The following is a 22101-nucleotide window of genomic DNA, read 5'->3' on the forward strand; positions in this document are numbered from 1 at the left end:
AGGAGAAAGCGTAAAAGAAAAGGAAAGAATCGTGAGCACTAGAGGAAAAAACTAGGAGAAAACGTGAACGATAGGGGGAGAATCGTGAGCGCTAGAGGAAAAAACTAGGAGAAAGTGTGAACGAAAGGGAAGGAATCGTGAGCACTAGAGGGAAGAACTAGGAGAAAGCGTGAACGAAAGGGAAAAAATCGTGAGCGCTAGAGGGAAAAACTAGGAGAAAGCGTGAAAGAAAAGGAAAGAATCGTGAGCGCTAGAGGAAAAAACTAGAAGAAAGTGTGAATGAAAGGGAAGGAATCGTGAGCGCTAGAGGAAAAAACTAGGAGAAAGCGTAAAAGAAAAGGAAAGAATCGTGAGCGCTAAAGGAAAAAACTAGGAGAAAACGTGAATGAAAGGGAAGGAATCGTGAGCGCTAGAGGGAAAAACTAGGAGAAACCGTGAACGAAAGGAAAAGGAATGTGCGTAATAACAGAAAAATTAAGATAACGCATACAGTAAAATAACGATAATGCAATCATAATACGCTGCTCTTTCCTTAAACATAGTACGATGACTTTCCTTGTCTCATAAGTTTGAAATGTCTCGAGAGAATTTTTCTAATAGAATAAGTGGGGACGATGTTACACCAGTCGTAAATTGCTGTTGTGGTGATACGATGATCGGGAAAAAGCAACGCATATTCCTCAACGGATCGTAAAACGGCAGCTGAGGTTTTTTCATGAAAGCCACATTGCTGACAAATTAATATCGAATGATTAAATTCGCTTATAAAAGTCGAGCACTTTTTACATGGTATTCCTTTTTTTAGTTGGTCATAATTATATTGTGGAAGCCTGTTATATGGAGAATTTTTAATATGAATAGATACTAACTCATCTGCTAATTTATAAAAAATGTCTCTATTCTTTATTTCCCTCATGTCATCTAACTTGTTAATAAATCGCTGGATTTGTGTCGGGAAGATAATAGGGAATTGTGGTGGTGCATGATAGAGGAAAAAGTTTGGGTTAATGAAAACCAATTGTGATTTAACAGTGGATATAATAGATGAAAAACCTAGATGATGGATTAATTGAAGAAACATCGATTCGGTTCGTTTTAGCTGGAGTAAGGGTTTTTTAACTTCGCGTTTAATTTCAGCTGTTGTTAATGGATACCACTTTTCTCCTTCGATATAATAGTCCCCTTCAAAATTTTTAACTTCATTTAAGAAGATGGTGTCACCGGTGATAAGTACAGAGTCAATCTGAAATATCGTATGGTTATGCTCAAATAATAAATCATTCAGAATTAATATGTCATTTCTTAAATTCCTTATTAAATAATCAAACTGCAGCTCTCCTTGAAAGCCTTTATCTAGACTGTGGTAATAACTTATATCGTGTTCAGATAACCTCATGCGAGACACTAAAATTCGCCATAACTTTAATTCTAATGTTTCTTCACGTGCTTTAATAATCATTTAAACCCTCCTAGTAAATGTAATACTTCATTTTATTTTAGAAAATCTTCTAATTCTAGGCAAGTAAAAATCGGCCTTAGTTACTGAATAATAATCAGCACAAACAGAGTATTAATTTCCTTCTTTGCAGGAAATTAATGTATAAGAGGCTAATTACTTATACATGATGAAAAGTGGATAAAAGAGATGGGGGATCAAATGAAATCGTTATCGCAAATAAAAAAGGTAATAATAGATGAACTTGTAGACCATCTCAACCCTATTATGATTTATATTTTTGGTTCCTTTGCTAAAGGTTCTCAAACTGAAAAAAGCGATATAGATATTGCCTTTTTATCAAAAACAAAGCTAACCCATTATGAGAGGTTTATGTTAGCTCAACAATTAGCTGACATTATAAAAAGAGAAGTGGATTTAGTTGATCTCGAGCAAGCATCAACTGTGTTTCAAGCACAGATTGTAGGTTATGGAAAATTAATTTATTGTTCTGATGAAAGAGCATGGCAGGAATTTGAAATGCTTACTTTAAAAAAGTATGCCAAATTGAATGAAGAAAGAAAACCTATTCTAGATCAAATTAAAGAGAGTGGAAGCGTATATGAATGATGACGTAATCATTAATAAAGTAACAGTCATTGAACGATGTTTAAAAAGAATTAATGAAGAGTATGCCAATAATCCAGAAAACTTGAAGAATTACACGAAACAAGATTCTATCATCCTTAACATACAGAGAGCATGTGAAGCATCAATTGATCTTGCTATGCATTTAATTGCTACAAGAAAGTTAGGCCTCCCCCAAACTAGTAGGGAAGCTTTTGACGTCTTGCATGAAAGTAATATCATTTGTGAAAGTTTAAATCAAAAAATGAAAGCAATGGTTGGGTTTAGGAATATAGCTGTCCACGATTACCAAAAAGTAAATTTAGCAATCTTAGAAAGTATTTTAAAAAATCACTTATCAGATTTTCAACAATATACAAAATCGATCTTACAGACTAAAGGAGAGTGAAGCAGGATGAAGTTTACTGTAATTGGTTATTGGCATGGTTTTCCTGAAGCGGGAGAGGCATCTAGTGGATATTTACTTGAGAAGGATGATTTTCGATTACTAATTGATTGTGGAAGCGGGGTAGTGAGTCAACTTCAGAACTATTGCCCAATTGAGAAACTAGATGCATTAATCTTCTCACACTACCATCATGATCACTTTTCAGATATTGGTGTGCTCCAATATGCACGTCTAATACATAACGCCTGGAAAGCTGAGGACAAAAAGCTCACCGTCTATGGACATTTACTTGATAAGGAAAAATATAATCAGCTTTCTTATGAACCGCATGTCAACGCAATTCCATATAATCCTGAAAAAGTATTAAATGTAGGTCCTTTTACAATCACTTTTTTGAAAACCAAACACCCGGCCCCTTGTTATGCCATGAAAATAACAGATGGTAACACAACGATTGTATATACAGCAGACACGAGTTATTTTCAAGAATTGCATAAGTTTGCTCTAGATTGTGATTTACTAATTGCCGAATGTAGCTTTTATGAACATCAAGATCCTACTGCAGCAGGACATATGAACAGCCGAGACGTCGGTTTACTTGCACAAAAAGCAAATACTAAAAAGCTGTTATTAACACATTTACCACACTTCGGTGATCGTAACCAGTTAATAAAACAAGTAAAAGCCTACTACCAAGGACCAGCAGAACTAGCTAAAACAGGCTGGGTATATGAAAACTAAAAGAAGTCATAGAAAAAGGGTGGAGGTATAGGTTCCACCCTTTTTACATTATGAAAGAAATTAATCTGTTGTTTCAGATTCCTCAATTGGAATATCATCCGTTTGATCTTCCGTGAAGTCCTCATTAACTTCCCCGCATGCTGCTAAAACACTAATTGCTAAAGCGCCAGACATTAAAGTAAGTAACCATTTTTTCATAATTATTCTCCCTCCATTGAGTTGAGTGTCTTACAACTAATTACTCATGAGACAGTGACATTGATCTCACATAAGCAATCGCTGATGTGTTATTGCCATCATACTAGAAAAAATATGGAAATATAAGACAGACAAGTTTATTTTTAAATAATTACAAATCATCATATAGTTTCACATATTCTGGGAATCTGTAATGATAAATATAGTAGAAAATTGGCGTAATATCAACTGGAATTAATAATTTATTCGTTTGAAGAAACTGTATATTAAAGAAATATTAAGTAAAATAACGTTTCCTTAATCCAAATATTAATGGTTGTTTATATTAGTTTAACGTTTTGTTAACGCCTCCTCATGAATTCCTTAATATTCAAATTTTATACTTGTAATCGAAATGAAACATAAGAAACACAAAAAACAAAAGTGTGATTTGGAGAAGGAGGAGCAATACTATGAAATTTAGAGGAAGAGTTTTATCCGTAGTTCTAGGGGCTTCAATTATGGCTTTAGCAGCATGTGGTGGGGGTAACTCATCAGAGCCGACAGCAAACGATGGCGGGACAACAGGAGGAGATAATTCAAACGAAACTCCAACAGAAGAAGTTGAAGAGGTAGCAGAGTTACCTGCAGGTGCTCTTGATATTCGCGGATCAGACACAATGGTAAACCTTGGACAAGCGCTTGCTGAAGTGTACATGGAATACAATGAAAATGCTGGTCTTTCTGTAACTGGTGGTGGTTCAGGTACAGGTATTGCAGCAATGATTAACAATAATGTTGACATCGCTCAATCATCACGTGCGATGAAAGAAGAAGAGCTGGAAGAAGCAGATGCTAATGGAGCTGTAGCATATGAATTCATTATCGCACAAGATGGTTTAGCAGTAGCTACTCATAACGATAACCCAGTTACTGAAATGACATTGGGGCAGGTTAAAGATATTTTTACAGGAAAAATAACGAATTGGGCTGACTTAGGTTGGGAAGAAGGCGGAGAAATCTCTGTATACTCTCGTCAGTCAAACTCGGGTACTTATGTTTACTTTAATGAAAATGTAATGGATGGTGAAGACTTTGGTGCAGGAACAAAATTCATGCCGGGTTCTTCAGCAATTAAGGAAGCAGTTGAGCAGGAAGTAAATGCAATTGGTTATATCGGTATTGGATACATTGATGGAATCAATGCTGTAAACATTGCACTAGATGAAAACAGTGAGTATGTAACACCGTTTGAAGCAGCTAATGTTGACTCAGGGACATATCCAATCGCACGACCTCTATTCTTCTACACAAATGGAGTGCCTGAAGGGGTTCTTTTAGATTACTTAAAGTGGGTAATTACTTCTGAAGATGCTCATCAAGTAATTTACGATGTTGGTTTCTACCAAATTGGTCAATATGAAGACCGAAATAACGAAGTAATCGCAGAGTTAGGATTAGATTTCTAATTAAAATCTTTGAAAAAAACATAGCCGGGAATTATCCACTTTAGGATAATTCCCCGTGTTATTTAAATGATATTTTCATTTTGGAGGGAACATTGTGGCATTACAAGCTGAGAAGACAAGGGATGATGCTCAAATTAATGAGCTAAAGCTTGTCACAAAGGAAAAGTTAACCCAGAAATCGTTCAAATCAAACATTCTAGACTACATGATTGAAAAAGCCTTTTTTATTTTCGGTATAATGGCCATCTTTATTCTACTTTTATTGCTTTTCTTCTTAGTAAGAGAAGGTTCTGGTGCAATCCGAGAAGTAGGATTAATGGAATTTTTAACAGGTACAAGATGGTATCCTTCCTCTCCACAAGGTGCAGGTTATGGTGCGCTCCCTTTTATCATTAGTTCTTTTATGGTTACAACAGGAGCCTTGCTAATTGCTATACCTTGGGGAATATTTACAGCGATCTTCATTGCTGAAATCGCACCTAAAAAAGTACGTGAAATCTTAAAACCGATTGTAGAAATTTTAGCAATCTTCCCTTCAGTAGTATTAGGGTTTATTGCATTAGTTATCTTATCTCCAATCGTTGCCAACATTTTTAACCTATCAAATGGATTAACAGCCTTTACAGCATCACTTATATTATCGGTAATGGTGTTACCGACAATCATTAGTATTTCCGAAGACTCAATTAAAAGTGTTCCAAGAGATTATCGTGAAGCAGCTTATGCTTTAGGTGCTTCAAAGTGGGAAACAATTAAAATTATTCTTGTTCCTGCAGCAAAATCGGGAATTGTCGCAGGAATTATGTTAGGTTTTGGGCGTGCAGTAGGTGAAACGATGACGGTGTTAATGGCGGCAGGTAATGCAATCGATATGCCACTACGTGAGTTTTTCGGGGTCGTTATTCCAGATTTCTTTACTTCTGTTCGAACATTAACTGCCAATATTGCAATTGAAGGTTCAGACGTAGCATGGGGGAGCCTTCACTATAGTGCATTATTTGTAACAGCGCTTATTCTATTTGCAATTACATTTATCGTAAATCTAATTGCAGATATTCTCATATCTAGACAAAGGAGGAAACTCCAAAATGACTAAACAAATGACAGAAAAAATATGGTTTACGATTTGTGGTCTGTTTGCAACATTGACCATTGGTGCACTCCTGCTACTACTCTATTGGATCGTCAGTAATGGCGCTCATGTATTGAGTTGGACCTTCATTACAGACATCCCAAGAAAAAACATGACTGAAGGTGGAATTTGGCCAGCGATCATCGGTACTTTCTATGTTGCTTCGTTAACAATATTAATTTCAGTTCCTGTCGGTATCGGGGCAGCTATTTATCTTAATGAGTACGCTAAACAAGGTCCGGTTGTTCGAATGATTAGGATGAGTATCCGAAATCTTGCCGGTGTACCATCGATTGTTTATGGATTATTCGGTTTAGCGATCTTTGCTTCAATGCTAAAGCTGGGGACTGGGCTAATTACAGCAGCTATTACACTAGCAATAATGGTATTACCTTGGGTTATTACAGCAACTGAAGAAGCATTAAAGTCTGTCCCGACCACATTTCGTGAGGGTGGATTAGCGTTAGGGGCAACGAAATGGCAGACGATCCGTCAACTTGTACTTCCATCAGCTATTCCTGGTATGGCTACAGGATCTATTCTAGGCTTAGCCCGTGCTGCTGGGGAAACCGCACCTATTATTTTAACGGGAGCGGCGTATTTCTTACCAGTTTTACCTTCTTCTATTCAGGATAATTTTATGGCTCTGCCATATCACTTATATATACTAGCAACACAACATGCACAGTCATCTGTTGTGCGTCCAATTGCTTATGGTACAGCGTTAGTGTTAATTTTGATGGTCGTCCTATTAAACTTATCAGCTATTTTAATAAGAAATCATTTTCGAAAGAAGAATGAATTATTGTAAGTGAGAAAAGGGATGTAAAGCTATTTTCTAGTCAATGGCGTAGGTAGATGAAAATGAAATTAAGGGAGGCCCTAAAATGGCAATAATTGATACTGTCGTAAAACCGGGAGAAGCGATGAAGGTTAATACGAATGTACAAGAAAATATCTTTAATGTAAAAGGCTTAAACTTATGGTATGGTAACGATCAAGCGTTAAAAAATATTGAAATGGATATCCCTAAAAATGGAGTTACTGCGATTATCGGTCCTTCAGGGTGCGGCAAGTCAACATTCTTAAAAATTTTAAATCGCATGATTGAATTAGTACAGATAGTAAAAATAAGTGGTGAAGTCATCTATCATGAGACGAATATCTTTGATCCTTCTGTCAATCTCGTTGAATTACGCAGTGCTATAGGTATGGTGTTTCAAAAGCCCAATCCATTTCCAAAATCGATTTTTGATAATGTAGCTTTCGGACCGCGTGTTCACGGACTAAAAGACAAAAAGAAGTTAGCTGAGTTAGTTGAAAAAAGTTTAAGAGGAGCAGCGCTTTGGGATGAAGTAAAAGATCGATTGAACGAGTCTGCTCTTGGATTATCGGGTGGACAACAACAACGGTTATGCATTGCTCGCTGCTTAGCGGTACAACCAGAAGTGATTTTAATGGATGAGCCTACTTCAGCACTTGACCCACGCTCTACAGCTAATATTGAAGAGTTAATTCAATCATTAAAACAAGAATATTCAATTATCATCGTTACACACAATATGCAGCAAGCTGCTCGTATCTCTGATAAAACTGCTTTCTTATTAAATGGTGATTTAGTAGAGTTTGATAATACGAATACAATTTTCACAAATCCTCAAAATGAAAGCACAGAAAACTATATAACGGGCCGTTTCGGTTAAGAAGAGGTGCGTGCCTTTAATTGTGAGGCGCGCACTTAACTATGAAAAATTTAACAGAAAATTTACATTAATCATGTATAATAAAATAAAAATGGACACCACGATTGATTATTAGGGTGTTTGGGAGGGAAGAAAAGGTGAATGGGAATGACATCCTATTAATTTCTACTGATCAATCTCTCATCAAGACTTTGCGGTACCGACTTGAAGAAGTAGGATATAGTTTAGTAACTGCAATAAATTATAAAGAAGCTGTTGAATTAATTAAACTAAGGAAACCAGTAACCATTATTTCGGAAATACATGCCCCAGAAATTGATGGAATTGATCTCTGTCGTCACATGCGTTATGAAGAAAAAAATTGGACACCAATTATATTATTATCAGATCAGTTCCATGAGTTAGATGCCGTACTGGGCTTAGAACTAGGTGCAGATGCTTATTATGCAAAACCGATTCATTCAAAAAAACTTGTAGCTAAAATAAAAGCTATTTTACGGAGAGCACAAGTAGGCTTAGGAGAAAGTAAAAATCTTAATGAAATAGTTTCTATTCAAAAGAAAAGCCGTAAACTAACTATAGGAGACATTGATATATTTCCAGAGAGTTATACAGTATATTATAAAAAAGAACCAATTGAATTAACTCAAAAGGAATTTGAAATCCTTACGTTTTTGTATGAGTATCGGGGGAAGGCAGTGTCTCGAAAAAAATTATTAACTGCCATTCGTGGTTATGAGGAGACAGGCGACCATCGGATCATAGACGTATTTATTAATCGTATTCGCAGTAAAATAGAACCTTCTCATAGTGAAAAAAAGTACATTAAAACCGTTAGAAATGTTGGATATATGCTTCAGGACATGAGTTCGAAGGTTTTAAGTTTTGGTTGGGTTGTAATTATATGAGTTTTAAGGCTGTTGACTAAAAGTCAGCAGTTTTTTTATTTATTCTCGAAAAAATAATTGGAACATTTTTCAATAAAAGATCAAGAAAAAAGTTGAAATATCAGGCTTTTATCGCAAATGTGTCGAAATGTAAATCAACTAAAATGATGATCTTTACAAAAGGTTTACAATTTATTCATATCAGGTTAATAGATTGAGAGTATTCTTAGAAACGTAGAAAGAAACACAAGCGCGCTGAGGAGGGATGGTAGAGCGGGTATAAACGATTTGACCTATTCTATCAATTATTAAAACAAATTTTAAAAAACAATTAACTCTTAGGGGGAAATATTAATGAGATTTTTTAAACGCTCAGCTTTAACAGTAGGAATGGCTTCAATGATGATTATCGCAACTGCATGTGGTGCAGGTAGTAATGAAACAGGTGGGTCAAGCTCATCAAATGATACGAACCAAGAGCAACAACAAGAAGAAAAACAAGATGAAGAAAAACAAGATGAAGAGGCAGTTCTCTCAGGGGAAATTGCAATTGATGGTTCATCAACAGTATTCCCAATCTTAGAAGCTGTATCTGAAGAGTATACACAAGTTCAACCAGGTGTTCGTGCTCCAGTAGGTGTGTCTGGAACTGGTGGAGGATTTAAGCGCTTTGTTGTTGGTGAGACAGATATGAGTAATGCTTCTCGCCACATTAAAGAAGAAGAAGCAGAGTTAGCTAAGGAAAATGGCATTGAATATATTGAACTTGAATTAGCTTATGATGGTTTATCTGTAGTAGTTAGCCAAGAGAATGACTTTGTAGACTATTTAACAGTGGAAGAATTAAGCAAAATGTGGACAGATGGAACTACTGTAGAAACTTGGGCTGACATTCGTGAAGGTTGGCCAGCAGAAAAAATTGAATTCTATAGCCCAGGTACAGACTCTGGTACATTTGACTACTGGAAAGAAGTTATCTTAGGCAAGGATAATGACCTTCGTAAAGATGCTATCCTTTCTGAAGATGATAATGTTTTAGTAAATGGTACGGTAGCAAACCCTCACGCAATTGCTTACTTTGGATATGCTTATTATGAAGAAAACCAAGATAAATTAAAGATTGTACCAATTGACAATGGTGGCGGGGCTATCGTTCCGACAATTGAGACAATTAACGATGGAACATACGCACCACTTTCTCGCCCAATTTTCACATATGTAAACATTGAGTCTGTAAAACGTCCTGAAGTTTATGACTACCTAAAATTCTTAAACGAACATGTTGGTGACTTAGCTCTTGAAGTTGGTTACATCAACCTTCCGCAAGAACGGTATGATGCTAATTTAGAGAAAATTGAAGCAGCAGCAAAATAATAAATAACGAAGGGGTAAGGTGTGCTGCAGCGCACATCTTACCTTGATTTATGAAAATCAAAGGGGTGTAATACATGGCTTTGCAAAGCCCTAAGGGGAAAACAGTTGCACAGTTAATAGAAGAAAAGCAATCATCTAGAAAGATTGGAAATATAATAGAAAAATCTATGCCTAAATTATTCTTAGCGTGTGCAGTTGTTTCAGTATTAACAACTTTCGGCATTGTTTTTACTTTGTTGAGTGAAACGTTCACTTTCTTTAAAACAGTATCATTTATTGAGTTTATTACAAGTAAAGAATGGTATCCAATGCATAGTAATCCTAGTTTTGGAATTGCACCTTTAATCGTGGGGACATTAAAGGTTGCAGTTATAGCGATGCTACTTGCGATACCAATTGGATTAGGTGCAGCGATATTCTTGAGTGAGTATGCCTCAGATCGTACTAGAAGAATTGTAAAACCGATATTAGAAGTACTAGCCGGTGTTCCGACAATTGTTTATGGTTTCTTTGCCTTAACATTTGTCACACCACTTTTACAAAAAGTTGTTCCAGGTTTGTCTTTATTTAATGCATTAAGTCCTGGCCTTGTTGTTGGTATCATGATTATTCCAATGATCGCTTCCTTATCAGAAGATGCCATGAGTTCGGTGCCACGTTCTATTCGTGAAGGAGCTTATGGAATGGGTTCAACAAAGTTTGAAGTAGCCATTAAAGTTGTACTGCCTGCAGCACTTTCAGGTGTCATTGCGTCATTTGTACTAGCCATATCTAGAGCAATCGGTGAAACGATGATTGTTACTGTGGCTGGGGGAGCAAATCCTACGATTACTTATGATGTTACGTCAGCTATTCAAACTCTAACAGCTTACATCGTTCAAGTAAGCTTAGGAGATGCAGGGTATGGAACGATTGAATACTATAGTATTTACGCCGTAGGTATGACGCTGTTTATATTCACACTAATTATGAACCTGTTAGCACAATATATTTCGAAGCGTTTCAGGGAGGAATATTAAAATGAATATTATCGACCAGCAGAAAGTCCTTCACCATATTTCTGGCCGATTAGTTAAGAACAAACTATACAGAGGGCTGTTTATTGGAGCAACGTTTTTCGCTTTACTAGTATTATTTATACTTTTATATCGGATATTCACTCAAGGAATTGGTTATTTGAATTGGGATTTCTTATCCAGTTTTCCTTCTAGACGTCCTGAAGATGCTGGAATTAAATCAGCAATCTTTGGAACCATTTGGTTAATGGTGGTCACCGCTCCAATCTCTTTTATATTAGGTGTAGGAACTGCTATTTATCTAGAAGAGTATTCGAAAAAAGGAAAATTCACGAGATTTGTTCAAACCAATATTGCTAACTTAGCAGGAGTGCCATCCATTGTATTTGGTTTATTAGGATTAACTTTATTTGTACGAGGTTTAGATTTAGGGAGAAGTGTTTTAGCCGGTGGACTAACGATGGCGTTGTTAATTCTTCCGATTATTGTTGTGGCATCCCAAGAAGCGATACGATCTGTGCCTAGAGAATTGCGAGAAGCTTCATTTGGAATGGGTGCAACAAAATGGCAAACGATTCGCCGGGTTGTATTTCCATCCGCACTTCCAGGAATTTTGACAGGAAACATTTTAGCGCTTTCTCGTGCAATTGGTGAGACAGCACCTCTAATCATGATTGGGGCATTATCATACGTGGCCTTTGTACCAGATGGAATTATGTCGCAGTTTACGGTTATGCCTATACAGATATATAACTGGACGAGTCGACCACAGGAAGCTTTTCATTATGTTGCAGCAGCTGGAATTATCGTTTTACTTTTCATGTTATTATTCATGAACTCCATTGCAGTATGGATACGAAATAAGTACCAAAACCGTTATTAATATATTCCAATTCAAAGGGGATGAATGGAAATGACAGCATTAATGAAAGATATTGAGGTAAATAAAGAGAATAAAGCAGTTCAACAAGGTGCGCAAAAAGAAACGGCTGTTGAAAATATTTATAAAGTTAAAAACTTAAACTTATGGTATGGAAATGACCATGCTTTAAAAAATATTGAAATGGATATTCCCAAAAATAAAGTAACAGCAATTATAGGACCTTCTGGGTGTGGAAAATCAACTTTTATTAAAACGTTAAATCGGATGGTAGAAATGGTGCCAACAGTTAAAACATCAGGAGAAATTCTTTATCGTGACAGGAATATTTTTGAGAAAAGTTATCGTGTAGAAGAACTCCGTACAAAAGTGGGTATGGTGTTCCAAAAGCCTAATCCATTTCCAAAGTCTATCTATGAAAATATAACTTATGGCCCGAAAATTCATGGGATTCGAGATAAAAAAATATTAAACGAAATTGTTGAGAAAAGTTTACGTGGAGCAGCAATTTGGGATGAAGTGAAAGATCGCCTGCATGAAAATGCGTACGGGTTATCAGGGGGCCAACAGCAACGTATTTGTATTGCGCGATGTCTAGCCATCGAACCGGAAGTTATTTTAATGGATGAGCCGACATCTGCTTTAGATCCCATTTCTACTTTGAAAGTAGAAGAATTAGTACAGGAATTAAAGAAGGATTTTAGTATCGCAATCGTAACTCACAACATGCAGCAAGCTGCGCGTATCTCAGATAAAACGGCTTTCTTTTTAACTGGTGACTTGGTGGAATATGATCAGACTGGGAAAATCTTCTCAAACCCTTCTGATAAGCGAACAGAGGACTACATTACTGGTCGCTTTGGATAATGGAAGTGAAGTGAAAAAACATGATGATACGAGGTAGTTTTGAAAGTGAACTAAAGGACATTAAGTCCAATATATTAGAGATGGGTCAGGTCGTTGAAATGGCACTTCAGCAAGCTCTTGACGGCTTTAAAAATAATGATGACGAGGCTATGTCTGCAGTTGTTCGAAATGATCAAAAAGTTAATCAATTCGAGCTCCAAATTAACGAAAGTGTCACTTTACTTATAGCGAAACAGCAACCCGTAGCATCGGATTTACGTAAACTTATTGTCGCTCTAAAAATTTCAAGTGACTTGGAAAGAATAGGAGATCTGGCAGTTAACATTGCGAAAGTCGGAAAACGTGTGAAACCGTCTGAGCTTGATATTTATAGGGATCATCTAATTGCTATTTCGGAGCGAGCGACTGAAATGCTTTCAAGTGCAATTGCGGCATATTACCATAGTGATATTCTAAAAGCGCAAAAAATTGCTATTCTTGATGATACTGTAGATAAAATGTATTCTGAATTCATACAAAACTTATTTAAAATACAGGATAGCCAAAATCATGTAGAGATCGTTATTAACTTCGCGTTTATTGGGCGCTATATTGAACGAATTGCTGACTATGCTACAAATTTGGCAGAATGTATTGTGTATGAAGTGAACGGGCAATATTTTGACTTGAATTGAATATTATACAAAACATAGTCCTCATGAAAAGAACCTTGTCCACTATGGTAAATAGAATAGGGGAAAGGTCTTAGGAAAGCAATAGATTAATGAAAAGGAGCTTTGAAAGTGGAAAACCACTGACATTAGCTCCTTTTTCTTATTATTACTCTCCGTAATTGATAAAAAAGGATTACTTGAACGCGGGTTGTATTAAGCGGAAACATGAGAGACAGTCCAAAATATGTTTAGGAGTAGCAGGAGCAGATTGTTAATGCCATTTTTATCCCCTTATAGCTCTTTAAACTATATCCATCCCACAAAATAATTCCTTCAATAAAAATATTTTTTCATACATACACATTCATCTGGAAACAATAGTAAAGCCCTTTTAAAATGAGCTATGTCAAGAACAAATTTAAATAATAAAATAAACTTTACAAAAACTTTACATTAATTAATATTTACATTCTCTTAATAATTCCTTAGTATTGATGAGGGGTTCTTTTTGTAGAGAATTGTCGAAGGGGATACAATTACTTTGAAGGGATGAATGGACTTTTGGATACACAAACAATACTTTTTATGTTTTTCGGTGGACTAGGTATTTTTCTTTTTGGAATTAAATACTTAGGAGATGGTCTACAGAAAGTAGCCGGGGATGGCTTAAGAGACCTTTTAGATCGTTTTACCACTAATCCGATTATGGGAGTATTCGCAGGACTGTTTGTAACGATATTATTACAGACGAGTACAGGTACAACTGTACTAACCATTGGTTTAGTAAATGCTGGATTTATGACATTGCAACAAGCGATTGGTGTAATCTTAGGTGCTAATATTGGTACAACAGTAACTGCATTCATTATTGGTATTAAAATTTCCAAGTATGCACTACCTATTATGGCTCTAGGTACATTCTTTATTTTCTTCTTTAAAAACCGTAAAACTAATAATTATGGACAAGTTATTTTTGGATTTGGAGCATTATTCTTAGGTTTGAACTTTATGGGCGATGGTCTAAAACCACTTAGAGACCTTCAAGTATTTGCAGATTTAACAGTTAGCATGAGTGAAAATCCACTTTTAGGAGTTCTCATCGGGACAATTTTTACAGTCGTTGTTCAAAGCTCCTCTGCATCCATTGGATTACTTCAAACGCTTTATGCGCAAGGAGCTATGGATTTAAATGCAGCACTCCCAGTCCTATTTGGTGATAATATTGGTACGACGATTACAGCTGTTTTAGCATCAATTGGTGCATCAGTAGCTGCAAAACGTGCAGCAGCTACCCATGTTATTTTCAATATTATAGGTACAATTATCGTATTGATATTAATTATACCGTTTACTCGTTTAATTTCTTATCTACAAGGGGCATTACAGCTAAACCCAGAGATGACGATTGCATTTGCACATGGTATTTTTAATGTGTCAAATACGTTAATTCAATTACCGTTTATAGCGGTTCTTGCATGGATTGTAATTAAGATTATTCCTGGAAAAGATTCGGCTGTTGAGTACAAAGCCGTTCACTTAGATGAAACCTTTATTAAGCAGTCTCCATCCATTGCTTTAGGGCAAGGACAAAAAGAGATATTGAGAATGGCGGAGTTAGCTGAAAAAGGTCTTGAAGAGACTAGCTTATACTTGAAAACACATCAGAAGAAGCACGGAGAGCTAGTTCCTCAGTTTGAAGATGCAATCAACAATTTAGATCGTAAAATTACAGATTATCTTGTTAAATTGTCGTCTCATTCTCTATCAGCGCAAGATTCAAAGCTCCATTCAACACTGATGAGTACGATTCGTGATCTTGAGCGAATTGGAGATCATATGGAAAATATAATGGAATTAGTTGACTATCAAATTACAAATAAAGTGAAGTTCTCTGACACAGCAATTAGTGACCTAGATGAAATGTTTGAGTTAACGTTGTCTACTCTCAGACAATCGATAAAAGCTTTGGAAACACATGACATTGAAGAAGCTAGAGCAGTATTGGAGAAAGAAGAACGAATAGATAAAATGGAACGTGATCTTCGTAAAAAGCATATTATACGTCTAAATGAAGGTGCCTGTACGGGGCAAGCTGGTATCGTGTATGTTGATATTGTAAGTAACCTAGAACGTATCGGAGACCATGCGGTAAATATTGCTGAAGATGTAATCGGAGAAGACGAATAAAATATAATTAAGGCTGGCAATATTTTTGTCGGCCTTTTTATTTTCGACAGGAACTTACAACTTTTTAGCGAATAGTATACTATTAGCAGGATTGGGATAGGAGTTGTAACAAATATGGGGGAAAACGCTGATCGATTTTTGGCAGCATTTAATTCAATTGAAAAAGCATTAAAAGATCAACTAAATATGCATCGTCATTTTTCTTTTTCGAGAATGATTGATGGTGCTAAGAAGAAACATCCACTCGTTGCAAAATACGAAATGGATTTAAAAAAATTTGCAGAACTTAGAAATGTCATTGTTCATGAACAAACTTCGCCTGATTTTGTCATTGCAGAGCCTCATTCTGGGGTTGTTCAAATGATTGAAAAGATTCATCGGGAATTAATTAGTCCTGAGATGGTTATTCCAAAGTATAAACGACAAGTTAAGACATTTGATATCGACGATCCGTTAGAAATCGTATTAGGAACGATTGAAAGACATGCGTATACGCAATTCCCAATTTATGAGAATGGCAATTTTAAATGCCTGCTTACCAATTACGGTATAACCGCATGGCTGGCGCATCATCGTAATCAATTTGCATTCGAAGTGGACAAGGTAAAGCTTTCAGATGTTATTATCTATGAAAAACATATGAATAATGTTAAGTTTGTTTGTGTGAATAAATCAATTTACGATGTCAAAGAATTATTTTTACACCATATGGATAAAAAAGTGACACGGCTTGAGGCAGTGTTGATTACGGAAAATGGAAATCCGAATGAGCCATTGCTTGGAATTGTAACTCCATTTGATGCAATTCGCATCCCATAAAAAAAGTTATTTTTTTTGGTTTATTGTCGACGTTATATTATAATGGTAGAGGAGTATAAATTTATTTGTTTTAGGAGGATAACATGTATACAGGTTTATTACATACCCATTCCAGCTCATGGGCGATAACAGTGTTATTATTTTTTATTGCTTACTTCTTAATTAAGGCTAATAAAGAAAAAGGGGCAAAAATCGTTCATATGATTTTACGCCTTTTCTACGTGATTATGGTTCTTACAGGAATTGGACTATTAATTCAGTGGAATTTTGTATTTACATTCGTATTAAAAGGTATTTTAGCTATTTCATTAATATACTTTATGGAAATGATTTTAGTTCGTACGAAAAAAGATACGTTAGCAGGCAAAGGGCCTTACTATTGGATTATGTTTGTTGCAACATTAGTCCTTGTCGTTCTAATGGGCTTTAAAGTAATTACGTTCTAATTGAAGAGAAGCAGACTCCAATGTGGGTCTGTTTTTTTTTAGGTAAGGCTGTATTTGAAATGGTTTTTAATTTTATGGTGGATCATTAGTTGCTTTTTCCTACTTTTATTCATGGAAGAGTTGACGTAAGAGATTTAACTGTTTTGAATATTTACACCTATTTTACAAATTAGATATTTACAAACGGATATTAATTGGTTACAATTTCCTTTGTAAGTACAATAACTATTAAAAGGAAAGGGGCTGAACAAAATGATGAGAGCAGTACATTCAACTTCAATCTTACAATTAAATACTTTTATCATACGTTTGGTTCCTGGATATAGACTGTTTTCTATTTAAGGTATTTTCTTTTATTTTGCTATAGAAAGCCACAGGTCAGAGGCCGACCTGTGGCTTTTTATATATATTTTGACTTATAAAATACGAAAAAGGAGGTAATAACAATGATGATTGTTCAATGTGCTGTAATTAACTGGTATGAAAAGGTGAAAGGCCTCACCTAATCATGTTTTATGAAAAGGAGGCAGTAAATTATGACGATTCAATTTTTATTTTTCACAATTACGATTACAAAACGTAAACCAGCGGAACGTGATATAGAAAAATATTACAAACGTGAAAAAAGTGAAAAACAAATGCAAGATACAATTGACCGCTATCGACATATGCGTCAATATCTCTAATATAAACATCAAAAAAGAGCGTTCTAAAATGAACGCTCTTTTACTATTACCATTAAACGATACGCTTACGAATTTGTGCACTGATGGTGTCTATTATCGTTACGACGACAATAATGACAAGTAAAATCATTCCTACTTCATCCCATTTACGGTTTGCAATGGAAATGGTAATAAGTGTACCGATACCACCCGCACCGATAATCCCTAAAATCGTAGAGGCACGGACATCAATTTCAAATCGATAGATCGCATACGATAAAAACTCAGGAATAATCTGAGGTAATACTCCGTAGAAAAGAACCTGAATTCGATTAGCTCCATTGGCTTGAAGTGCTTCAACGACATGCATGTCAATTGATTCAATGACTTCTGAGTATAGTTTCCCAAGCATTCCAATCGAACCGATTGCGATCGCTAAAACTCCGGCAAACGGTCTTGGACCAACAGCCGCAACGAACATTAAAGCTAGTACTAACTCAGGAAACGCACGAATCCCGTTTAAAGCCCCTTTAGAGAGATTGTTTAATACTTTGTTCTTGACCATATTACTAGCGGCAAAAAAACCAAATGGAATCGCTAAAATGGCAGCTAGCAGTGTACCTGTGTAAGCCATTTGTAAGGTTTGCCACATTAAGCCCATGACTTTTGGAAAGGCACTCCAATCTGGTGAAAATAGTTGTGGAATGACTCGACCAAAATTGTTTATCGTTTGTTGACTGAAAATTCGTTCCCAGCGAATATCAATGGAAACAAACGTCCAAGTATATAGCGCAATGATAGCAACTGCAATAAGAATGTTACGAATAATCTTTTTAACCGAACGTTTTTTCTTCGGTGGCATAATTAGTTCCATTAGACAATTCTCTCCCTTATCTTATTACTAATGTAGTCAATGATGATTACAGCTAAGAAAATAATTAGAATGATCGTCATGACTCTCGGGTAATTGAAGAAACTTATTTGTTGCTGAAGTAATAAGCCGATACCACCAGCGCCGACAAATCCTAAAACAGTTGAGGCACGAACGTTTACTTCAAAAACATATAGGCTAAAGGATACGAATTGTGGTAATACTTGCGGAAGTACCGCATACCAGATTACTTGAATGGTATTTCCTCCAGATGCACGGATAGCATCGAGCGGGTTCATATCAATGGCTTCGATTGTCTCGTACATTAATTTTGCGAGAAGACCTAGAGAAAAAATAAATAGAGCGATAATCCCGGGAAAAACACCTACACCGAAAATACCAACAAAAATAATTGCTAGTAAAATGTCTGGTATTGTACGCAAGACATTCATAATAAAACGTACAGGTTGATGGATCCAAGGACTCGGGAATAGATTTGCTGCTGATAATAAGAAAATTGGAATACTAACAATTGCAGCAAGAGTTGTTGCAATAATTGCCATATGGATCGTTTCGGCTAGCTTGTCCCAAACTTGTGGTGCATAAGACCAGTTTGGTGGGAATAAATCCGTTAAGATACGCTGAAAACCGCCCCAACCCTTAATAAGGTCAACGGGTGTTGAACGTGTAGCCCAAGATGTATAAATATATATACCGACGATAGCTATCAGAATAATCGTCATTCGAAGCTTCGCTCTTGAGGAAACAACGCTTTTTATTTCAGGATTACTCATCGTCTTGACCTCCTACAAGGTCATCCTCTCGAATTTTTCGACCGTAAATCTCTTCAAATGTTTGTTCAGATACATCACTGGCAGGTCCATCAAATACTACTTCTCCTGCACGCATTCCAATAATACGATCTGCATATTCCATCGCCATATCGATAAAGTGCAGGTTAACAATTGTTGTGATATTGTCTTCTTTGTTTACTTTACGTAAATACGTCATTACCTGATGTGAAGTAGGTGGATCAAGACTCGCAACTGGCTCATCTGCCAGAATAATTTTAGGTTGTTGAGTAAGCACACGCGCAATAGCTACACGTTGTTGTTGTCCACCACTTAATTGATCTGCACGACTATATACTTTTTCAGCAATGTTAACACGCTCAAGGCTGCGATAGGCTAGTGAAACAGCTTCCTTAGGAAAGATGTTTAGTAAACTAGCAATCGTACCTGTATGACCTAAACGGCCTGAAATAACGTTCTTCATTACAGTTGAACGTTTTACTAGATTGTAGTTTTGAAAGATCATCCCTACTTCAGTACGAAGTTTTCTTAGTTTACGCTGGTTGTATTTTAGAATATCATCGTTATCAATAAGTAATTCACCATCTGTAGGTGTGACAAGACGGTTCATACTACGTATAAGAGTGGATTTTCCTGCACCAGACAATCCTACAATTACTACAAACTCACCTTGATTTATTTTAAGATTTACATTTTTTAATCCTTGCGTACCATTAGGATAGACAAGTGATACGTCTTTAAACTCGATCATTTCTTTCCCTCATTTCGTTGGCTTTGTAGAAGGTATTTGGCCCCTCTTCTTATGTTCTATTAATATAGGACATAAGAGGAGGGGAGAAGTTAACTTCTCCCCTAATACATTTTTTAATAGTATAATAACTAGTTAGATTATTTTAACATGTCTGGGAAAACGGCAGCTGTTTCACGAACTACATCGTAGTCGCTATCAGAAGCTGTATCTATACCAGTCCAGTTATAAACTTCATCCATAATTGTTAACATTTCTTCGTCATCGTTAAATGCCATGAATGCTGCAACGATAGCATCTCTTAACTCTTGAGGTAGGTTAGTATTTAAAGAGATTGTGTCGTTTGGAATTTCAGCAGTGTAACCAAGTACACGAAGATCTGTCATAGCTTCAGGGTAGTCTCCTTCGATTGCTGTGCGAGCATCATCGAATGTTGTTGCAACATCTGCATTTCCTTCTAGTACTTGAATTAAAGCGTTATCATGACCACCAGATTGGATCATATCAGAAAAGAAACCAGCGATGTTCTCTGAGTCAACTCCGTATTCATTAACTAATTGTGCAGCAGGGAATAAGTAACCACTTGTTGAAGCAAGATCTGGGAAAGCCCAAACTTTTCCTTCTAAATCTTCAATAGATTGGATGTCTGAATCTGTACGAACTGTGTATTGAGCTTTATAAGTTGAGCTACCGTGACGGATTGATTTTAATACAGCTTCAATGTTGTCATAACGGTCAGTAGCTAATACGTAACCGAATGCTGGAATGAAACCAATATGTACTTGGTCATTACCCATTGCTTCTACTAATGCTGTGTAGTTTGTCATAACTTCACCACGAACGGTTACACCTAACTCATCCGAAAGACGGTCTGCAAGAGGAGCAACTGTGTCTGCAATGTTAGCTGAATCTTGAGAAGGAACAAATCCCATCACTAGTTCAGCAGGGTAATCCCCAGCTGCTACTTCTTCAGTAGTTTCTGGTGTGTCGCCACCAGCAGTTTCTTCTGGAGCAGGAGTTTCTTCAGCTGTTCCACAGCCAACTAGTGCAACGCTCATTGCTACTGCTAATACAAATGAATAAATTTTCTTCATTTTCTTTTTTCACCTCTGTGAGTAATTTGTAGTACTTTGTCATTATGCAACATAATTTTAAAAAAATCTATAGGTAGTACGAACATCTTTAAACTTTCTTAAAATAATTATTCGTATCTTAACGAAATTTACGTTAGATTTACAATAGAATGGTTTACTTCATCAGCGAAACCTGTATATTAGGTATTATATTGGTATGTTATCATTTTCTAATATAATTCTTTCGAGGTGAATATAATGAAACACGTTTTTACGGATAGTCAATTATTTATCTTTGATTTAGATGGAACACTCTACGAAGGTACAGAGCACTTTGACTATTATGCTAAACATCTAATGAATAAACTTCCTAATGATGTTCAAGACATTTTTTATCAAGAATATGAACAAGCGAAAGCTGGAGATCATGTCGTTCAAATTGGTAAAGCCTATGATGTGAACCGCGATGTGCTTCTCTCAATTGATCCGATGAAATTAACGGTAACGAAAGTGGAAGAGTGGGACGGAACGGTTTGGGATGAGGAACAGGTAAAAACTTTCTTTCCTAATGAAGTTAACTTTGATTTTGAAAATATCGTAGCTATAGGCGATGGGTGGTGGCTTCCTTTTACTGTTGCTAAACATTACGGAATAGAAGATTGTTATAGCAGCTATTTAGCCACTAAGGAATTTATGGTCACTGAAGCATTTGAACTTCAAGCCGTTCCTGGATTAAAAGAATGGATCCTTGAATTACAAAGTCAAGGGAAGACGACTGTATTACTTACAAATAGTGATAAAGAAGATGTGTTAAGGCTACTAAAAGAATTAGATCTTCTTGACGTATTTACACATATTGTTTCATCTGCGAGAAAGCCATCTTTTACGGTTGATATTTTCAGACATTTAATGGATCAGTATGATGTGAAAGAAGAAGAGGTAATCTCTATTGGGGATAATTTTATTAATGAAATTGCTCCTGCCCTTTTACTTGGGATGAAAGCCATCTACATACAACCACATGATACAGATCTAATGGAAACGAATACTCTGCAAATTGTTAAAAAAATCTCAGCATGTTTTAAATAAGAAGTAGAAAGCTAGAGACTC

General features: G+C 36.1%; 24 protein-coding genes. 18 read left to right on the forward strand and 6 right to left on the reverse strand.

What is annotated here, in order from left to right; all coding sequences use genetic code 11:
- Nucleotides 1-532: 532 nt before the first annotated feature.
- Complete coding sequence (locus AC2VNP_RS15875; RefSeq protein WP_486918267.1) at nt 533-1459, reverse strand: NERD domain-containing protein; 927 nt, start codon at nt 1457-1459, stop codon at nt 533-535.
- A gap of 198 nt (nt 1460-1657) precedes the next feature.
- Here AC2VNP_RS15875 and mntA point away from each other — a divergent pair, with 198 nt between their 5' ends.
- Genes mntA through AC2VNP_RS15890 form a run of 3 tightly spaced genes read left to right on the forward strand, consistent with a single transcriptional unit; the run spans nt 1658 to nt 3212 of the window.
- Nucleotides 1658-2065, forward strand: a complete 408-nt coding sequence (gene mntA / locus AC2VNP_RS15880; protein WP_486918268.1) for a type VII toxin-antitoxin system MntA family adenylyltransferase antitoxin — start codon at nt 1658-1660, stop codon at nt 2063-2065.
- A complete protein-coding gene (hepT, locus tag AC2VNP_RS15885; protein WP_486918269.1) occupies nt 2058-2471 on the forward strand; it encodes a type VII toxin-antitoxin system HepT family RNase toxin in 414 nt (137 codons plus the stop codon). Before mntA ends, hepT begins: the two co-directional genes overlap by 8 nt.
- A gap of 6 nt (nt 2472-2477) precedes the next feature.
- The gene (locus tag AC2VNP_RS15890) at nt 2478-3212 is read left to right on the forward strand and encodes an MBL fold metallo-hydrolase (RefSeq protein ID WP_486918270.1); all 735 of its coding nucleotides are present in this window, start codon (nt 2478-2480) and stop codon (nt 3210-3212) included.
- 60 nt (nt 3213-3272) lie between these two features.
- Here the strand turns inward: AC2VNP_RS15890 and AC2VNP_RS15895 are convergent, their stop codons facing one another.
- Nucleotides 3273-3410: a hypothetical protein gene (locus AC2VNP_RS15895; protein WP_486918271.1), complete on the reverse strand. Its 138-nt coding sequence runs from the start codon at nt 3408-3410 to the stop codon at nt 3273-3275.
- 452 nt (nt 3411-3862) lie between these two features.
- Between AC2VNP_RS15895 and AC2VNP_RS15900 the strand changes: the two genes are divergently transcribed.
- The 14 genes from AC2VNP_RS15900 to AC2VNP_RS15965 all read left to right on the forward strand — a co-directional run bounded on the left by AC2VNP_RS15900 (nt 3863) and on the right by AC2VNP_RS15965 (nt 17508).
- Nucleotides 3863-4858 (forward strand): phosphate ABC transporter substrate-binding protein, encoded by a 996-nt coding sequence (locus AC2VNP_RS15900; RefSeq protein WP_486918272.1) that lies wholly within the window; start codon nt 3863-3865, stop codon nt 4856-4858.
- 94 nt (nt 4859-4952) lie between these two features.
- A complete protein-coding gene (gene pstC / locus AC2VNP_RS15905) occupies nt 4953-5954 on the forward strand; it encodes a phosphate ABC transporter permease subunit PstC (RefSeq protein WP_486918273.1) in 1002 nt (333 codons plus the stop codon).
- Nucleotides 5947-6801, forward strand: a complete 855-nt coding sequence (pstA, locus tag AC2VNP_RS15910) for a phosphate ABC transporter permease PstA (RefSeq protein ID WP_486918274.1) — start codon at nt 5947-5949, stop codon at nt 6799-6801. Before pstC (AC2VNP_RS15905) ends, pstA (AC2VNP_RS15910) begins: the two co-directional genes overlap by 8 nt.
- Before the next feature lie 76 nt (nt 6802-6877).
- Complete coding sequence (gene pstB, locus AC2VNP_RS15915) at nt 6878-7693, forward strand: phosphate ABC transporter ATP-binding protein PstB (protein WP_486918275.1); 816 nt, start codon at nt 6878-6880, stop codon at nt 7691-7693.
- 137 nt (nt 7694-7830) lie between these two features.
- The gene (locus tag AC2VNP_RS15920) at nt 7831-8601 is read left to right on the forward strand and encodes a response regulator transcription factor (protein ID WP_486918276.1); all 771 of its coding nucleotides are present in this window, start codon (nt 7831-7833) and stop codon (nt 8599-8601) included.
- A 333-nt stretch (nt 8602-8934) separates the two neighbouring features.
- Nucleotides 8935-9954, forward strand: coding sequence for a PstS family phosphate ABC transporter substrate-binding protein (locus AC2VNP_RS15925; protein WP_486918277.1), 1020 nt, complete (start codon nt 8935-8937; stop codon nt 9952-9954).
- Nucleotides 9955-10028: 74 nt separating this feature from the next.
- Nucleotides 10029-10973, forward strand: coding sequence for a phosphate ABC transporter permease subunit PstC (gene pstC, locus AC2VNP_RS15930; RefSeq protein ID WP_486918278.1), 945 nt, complete (start codon nt 10029-10031; stop codon nt 10971-10973).
- 1 nt (nt 10974) lies between these two features.
- Nucleotides 10975-11853, forward strand: a complete 879-nt coding sequence (gene pstA, locus AC2VNP_RS15935) for a phosphate ABC transporter permease PstA (RefSeq protein WP_486918279.1) — start codon at nt 10975-10977, stop codon at nt 11851-11853.
- Between the two features lie 30 nt (nt 11854-11883).
- Nucleotides 11884-12717: a phosphate ABC transporter ATP-binding protein PstB gene (pstB, locus tag AC2VNP_RS15940; RefSeq protein ID WP_486918280.1), complete on the forward strand. Its 834-nt coding sequence runs from the start codon at nt 11884-11886 to the stop codon at nt 12715-12717.
- A 20-nt stretch (nt 12718-12737) separates the two neighbouring features.
- Entirely contained in the window at nt 12738-13391 is a 654-nt protein-coding gene (phoU, locus tag AC2VNP_RS15945) for a phosphate signaling complex protein PhoU (protein WP_486918281.1), read from the forward strand.
- Between the two features lie 540 nt (nt 13392-13931).
- A complete protein-coding gene (locus tag AC2VNP_RS15950) occupies nt 13932-15557 on the forward strand; it encodes a Na/Pi cotransporter family protein (RefSeq protein WP_486918282.1) in 1626 nt (541 codons plus the stop codon).
- Nucleotides 15558-15671: 114 nt separating this feature from the next.
- Nucleotides 15672-16376 (forward strand): CBS domain-containing protein, encoded by a 705-nt coding sequence (locus AC2VNP_RS15955; protein WP_486918283.1) that lies wholly within the window; start codon nt 15672-15674, stop codon nt 16374-16376.
- Between the two features lie 83 nt (nt 16377-16459).
- Nucleotides 16460-16822: a YisL family protein gene (locus tag AC2VNP_RS15960; RefSeq protein ID WP_418200336.1), complete on the forward strand. Its 363-nt coding sequence runs from the start codon at nt 16460-16462 to the stop codon at nt 16820-16822.
- A gap of 536 nt (nt 16823-17358) precedes the next feature.
- Nucleotides 17359-17508, forward strand: coding sequence for a YrzI family small protein (locus AC2VNP_RS15965; RefSeq protein ID WP_486918284.1), 150 nt, complete (start codon nt 17359-17361; stop codon nt 17506-17508).
- Nucleotides 17509-17560: 52 nt separating this feature from the next.
- Here AC2VNP_RS15965 and phnE (AC2VNP_RS15970) read toward each other — a convergent pair whose 3' ends face one another.
- The 4 genes from phnE (AC2VNP_RS15970) to AC2VNP_RS15985 all read right to left on the reverse strand — a co-directional run bounded on the left by phnE (AC2VNP_RS15970) (nt 17561) and on the right by AC2VNP_RS15985 (nt 21012).
- Nucleotides 17561-18361, reverse strand: coding sequence for a phosphonate ABC transporter, permease protein PhnE (gene phnE, locus AC2VNP_RS15970; protein ID WP_486918285.1), 801 nt, complete (start codon nt 18359-18361; stop codon nt 17561-17563).
- Complete coding sequence (gene phnE / locus AC2VNP_RS15975) at nt 18361-19152, reverse strand: phosphonate ABC transporter, permease protein PhnE (protein WP_486918286.1); 792 nt, start codon at nt 19150-19152, stop codon at nt 18361-18363. The genes phnE (AC2VNP_RS15970) and phnE (AC2VNP_RS15975) overlap by 1 nt, the downstream gene beginning before the upstream one ends.
- The gene (gene phnC / locus AC2VNP_RS15980) at nt 19145-19921 is read right to left on the reverse strand and encodes a phosphonate ABC transporter ATP-binding protein (protein ID WP_486918287.1); all 777 of its coding nucleotides are present in this window, start codon (nt 19919-19921) and stop codon (nt 19145-19147) included. Before phnC ends, phnE (AC2VNP_RS15975) begins: the two co-directional genes overlap by 8 nt.
- Nucleotides 19922-20058: 137 nt before the next feature.
- The gene (locus AC2VNP_RS15985) at nt 20059-21012 is read right to left on the reverse strand and encodes a phosphate/phosphite/phosphonate ABC transporter substrate-binding protein (RefSeq protein ID WP_486918288.1); all 954 of its coding nucleotides are present in this window, start codon (nt 21010-21012) and stop codon (nt 20059-20061) included.
- Nucleotides 21013-21249: 237 nt separating this feature from the next.
- Between AC2VNP_RS15985 and AC2VNP_RS15990 the strand changes: the two genes are divergently transcribed.
- Nucleotides 21250-22080 carry an HAD family hydrolase gene (locus tag AC2VNP_RS15990; protein ID WP_486918289.1) on the forward strand — a complete coding sequence of 277 codons (831 nt, stop codon included), beginning with the start codon at nt 21250-21252 and terminating at the stop codon, nt 22078-22080.
- Nucleotides 22081-22101: the final 21 nt, after the last annotated feature.

Source organism: Alkalihalobacterium sp. TH-98, assembly GCF_057473385.1.

What these genes read in the sequence shown, in the direction of transcription:
- AC2VNP_RS15875 (WP_486918267.1), bottom strand. Translation starts at nt 1,459, where the DNA reads ATGATTATTAAAGCACGTGAAGAAACATTAGAATTAAAGTTATGGCGA.
- mntA (WP_486918268.1), top strand. Translation starts at nt 1,658, where the DNA reads ATGAAATCGTTATCGCAAATAAAAAAGGTAATAATAGATGAACTTGTA.
- hepT (WP_486918269.1), top strand. Translation starts at nt 2,058, where the DNA reads ATGAATGATGACGTAATCATTAATAAAGTAACAGTCATTGAACGATGT.
- AC2VNP_RS15890 (WP_486918270.1), top strand. Translation starts at nt 2,478, where the DNA reads ATGAAGTTTACTGTAATTGGTTATTGGCATGGTTTTCCTGAAGCGGGA.
- AC2VNP_RS15895 (WP_486918271.1), bottom strand. Translation starts at nt 3,410, where the DNA reads ATGAAAAAATGGTTACTTACTTTAATGTCTGGCGCTTTAGCAATTAGT.
- AC2VNP_RS15900 (WP_486918272.1), top strand. Translation starts at nt 3,863, where the DNA reads ATGAAATTTAGAGGAAGAGTTTTATCCGTAGTTCTAGGGGCTTCAATT.
- pstA (WP_486918274.1), top strand. Translation starts at nt 5,947, where the DNA reads ATGACTAAACAAATGACAGAAAAAATATGGTTTACGATTTGTGGTCTG.
- pstB (WP_486918275.1), top strand. Translation starts at nt 6,878, where the DNA reads ATGGCAATAATTGATACTGTCGTAAAACCGGGAGAAGCGATGAAGGTT.
- AC2VNP_RS15925 (WP_486918277.1), top strand. Translation starts at nt 8,935, where the DNA reads ATGAGATTTTTTAAACGCTCAGCTTTAACAGTAGGAATGGCTTCAATG.
- pstC (WP_486918278.1), top strand. Translation starts at nt 10,029, where the DNA reads ATGGCTTTGCAAAGCCCTAAGGGGAAAACAGTTGCACAGTTAATAGAA.
- pstA (WP_486918279.1), top strand. Translation starts at nt 10,975, where the DNA reads ATGAATATTATCGACCAGCAGAAAGTCCTTCACCATATTTCTGGCCGA.
- pstB (WP_486918280.1), top strand. Translation starts at nt 11,884, where the DNA reads ATGACAGCATTAATGAAAGATATTGAGGTAAATAAAGAGAATAAAGCA.
- phoU (WP_486918281.1), top strand. Translation starts at nt 12,738, where the DNA reads ATGATGATACGAGGTAGTTTTGAAAGTGAACTAAAGGACATTAAGTCC.
- AC2VNP_RS15955 (WP_486918283.1), top strand. Translation starts at nt 15,672, where the DNA reads ATGGGGGAAAACGCTGATCGATTTTTGGCAGCATTTAATTCAATTGAA.
- AC2VNP_RS15960 (WP_418200336.1), top strand. Translation starts at nt 16,460, where the DNA reads ATGTATACAGGTTTATTACATACCCATTCCAGCTCATGGGCGATAACA.
- AC2VNP_RS15965 (WP_486918284.1), top strand. Translation starts at nt 17,359, where the DNA reads ATGACGATTCAATTTTTATTTTTCACAATTACGATTACAAAACGTAAA.
- phnE (WP_486918285.1), bottom strand. Translation starts at nt 18,361, where the DNA reads ATGGAACTAATTATGCCACCGAAGAAAAAACGTTCGGTTAAAAAGATT.
- phnE (WP_486918286.1), bottom strand. Translation starts at nt 19,152, where the DNA reads ATGAGTAATCCTGAAATAAAAAGCGTTGTTTCCTCAAGAGCGAAGCTT.
- phnC (WP_486918287.1), bottom strand. Translation starts at nt 19,921, where the DNA reads ATGATCGAGTTTAAAGACGTATCACTTGTCTATCCTAATGGTACGCAA.
- AC2VNP_RS15985 (WP_486918288.1), bottom strand. Translation starts at nt 21,012, where the DNA reads ATGAAGAAAATTTATTCATTTGTATTAGCAGTAGCAATGAGCGTTGCA.
- AC2VNP_RS15990 (WP_486918289.1), top strand. Translation starts at nt 21,250, where the DNA reads ATGAAACACGTTTTTACGGATAGTCAATTATTTATCTTTGATTTAGAT.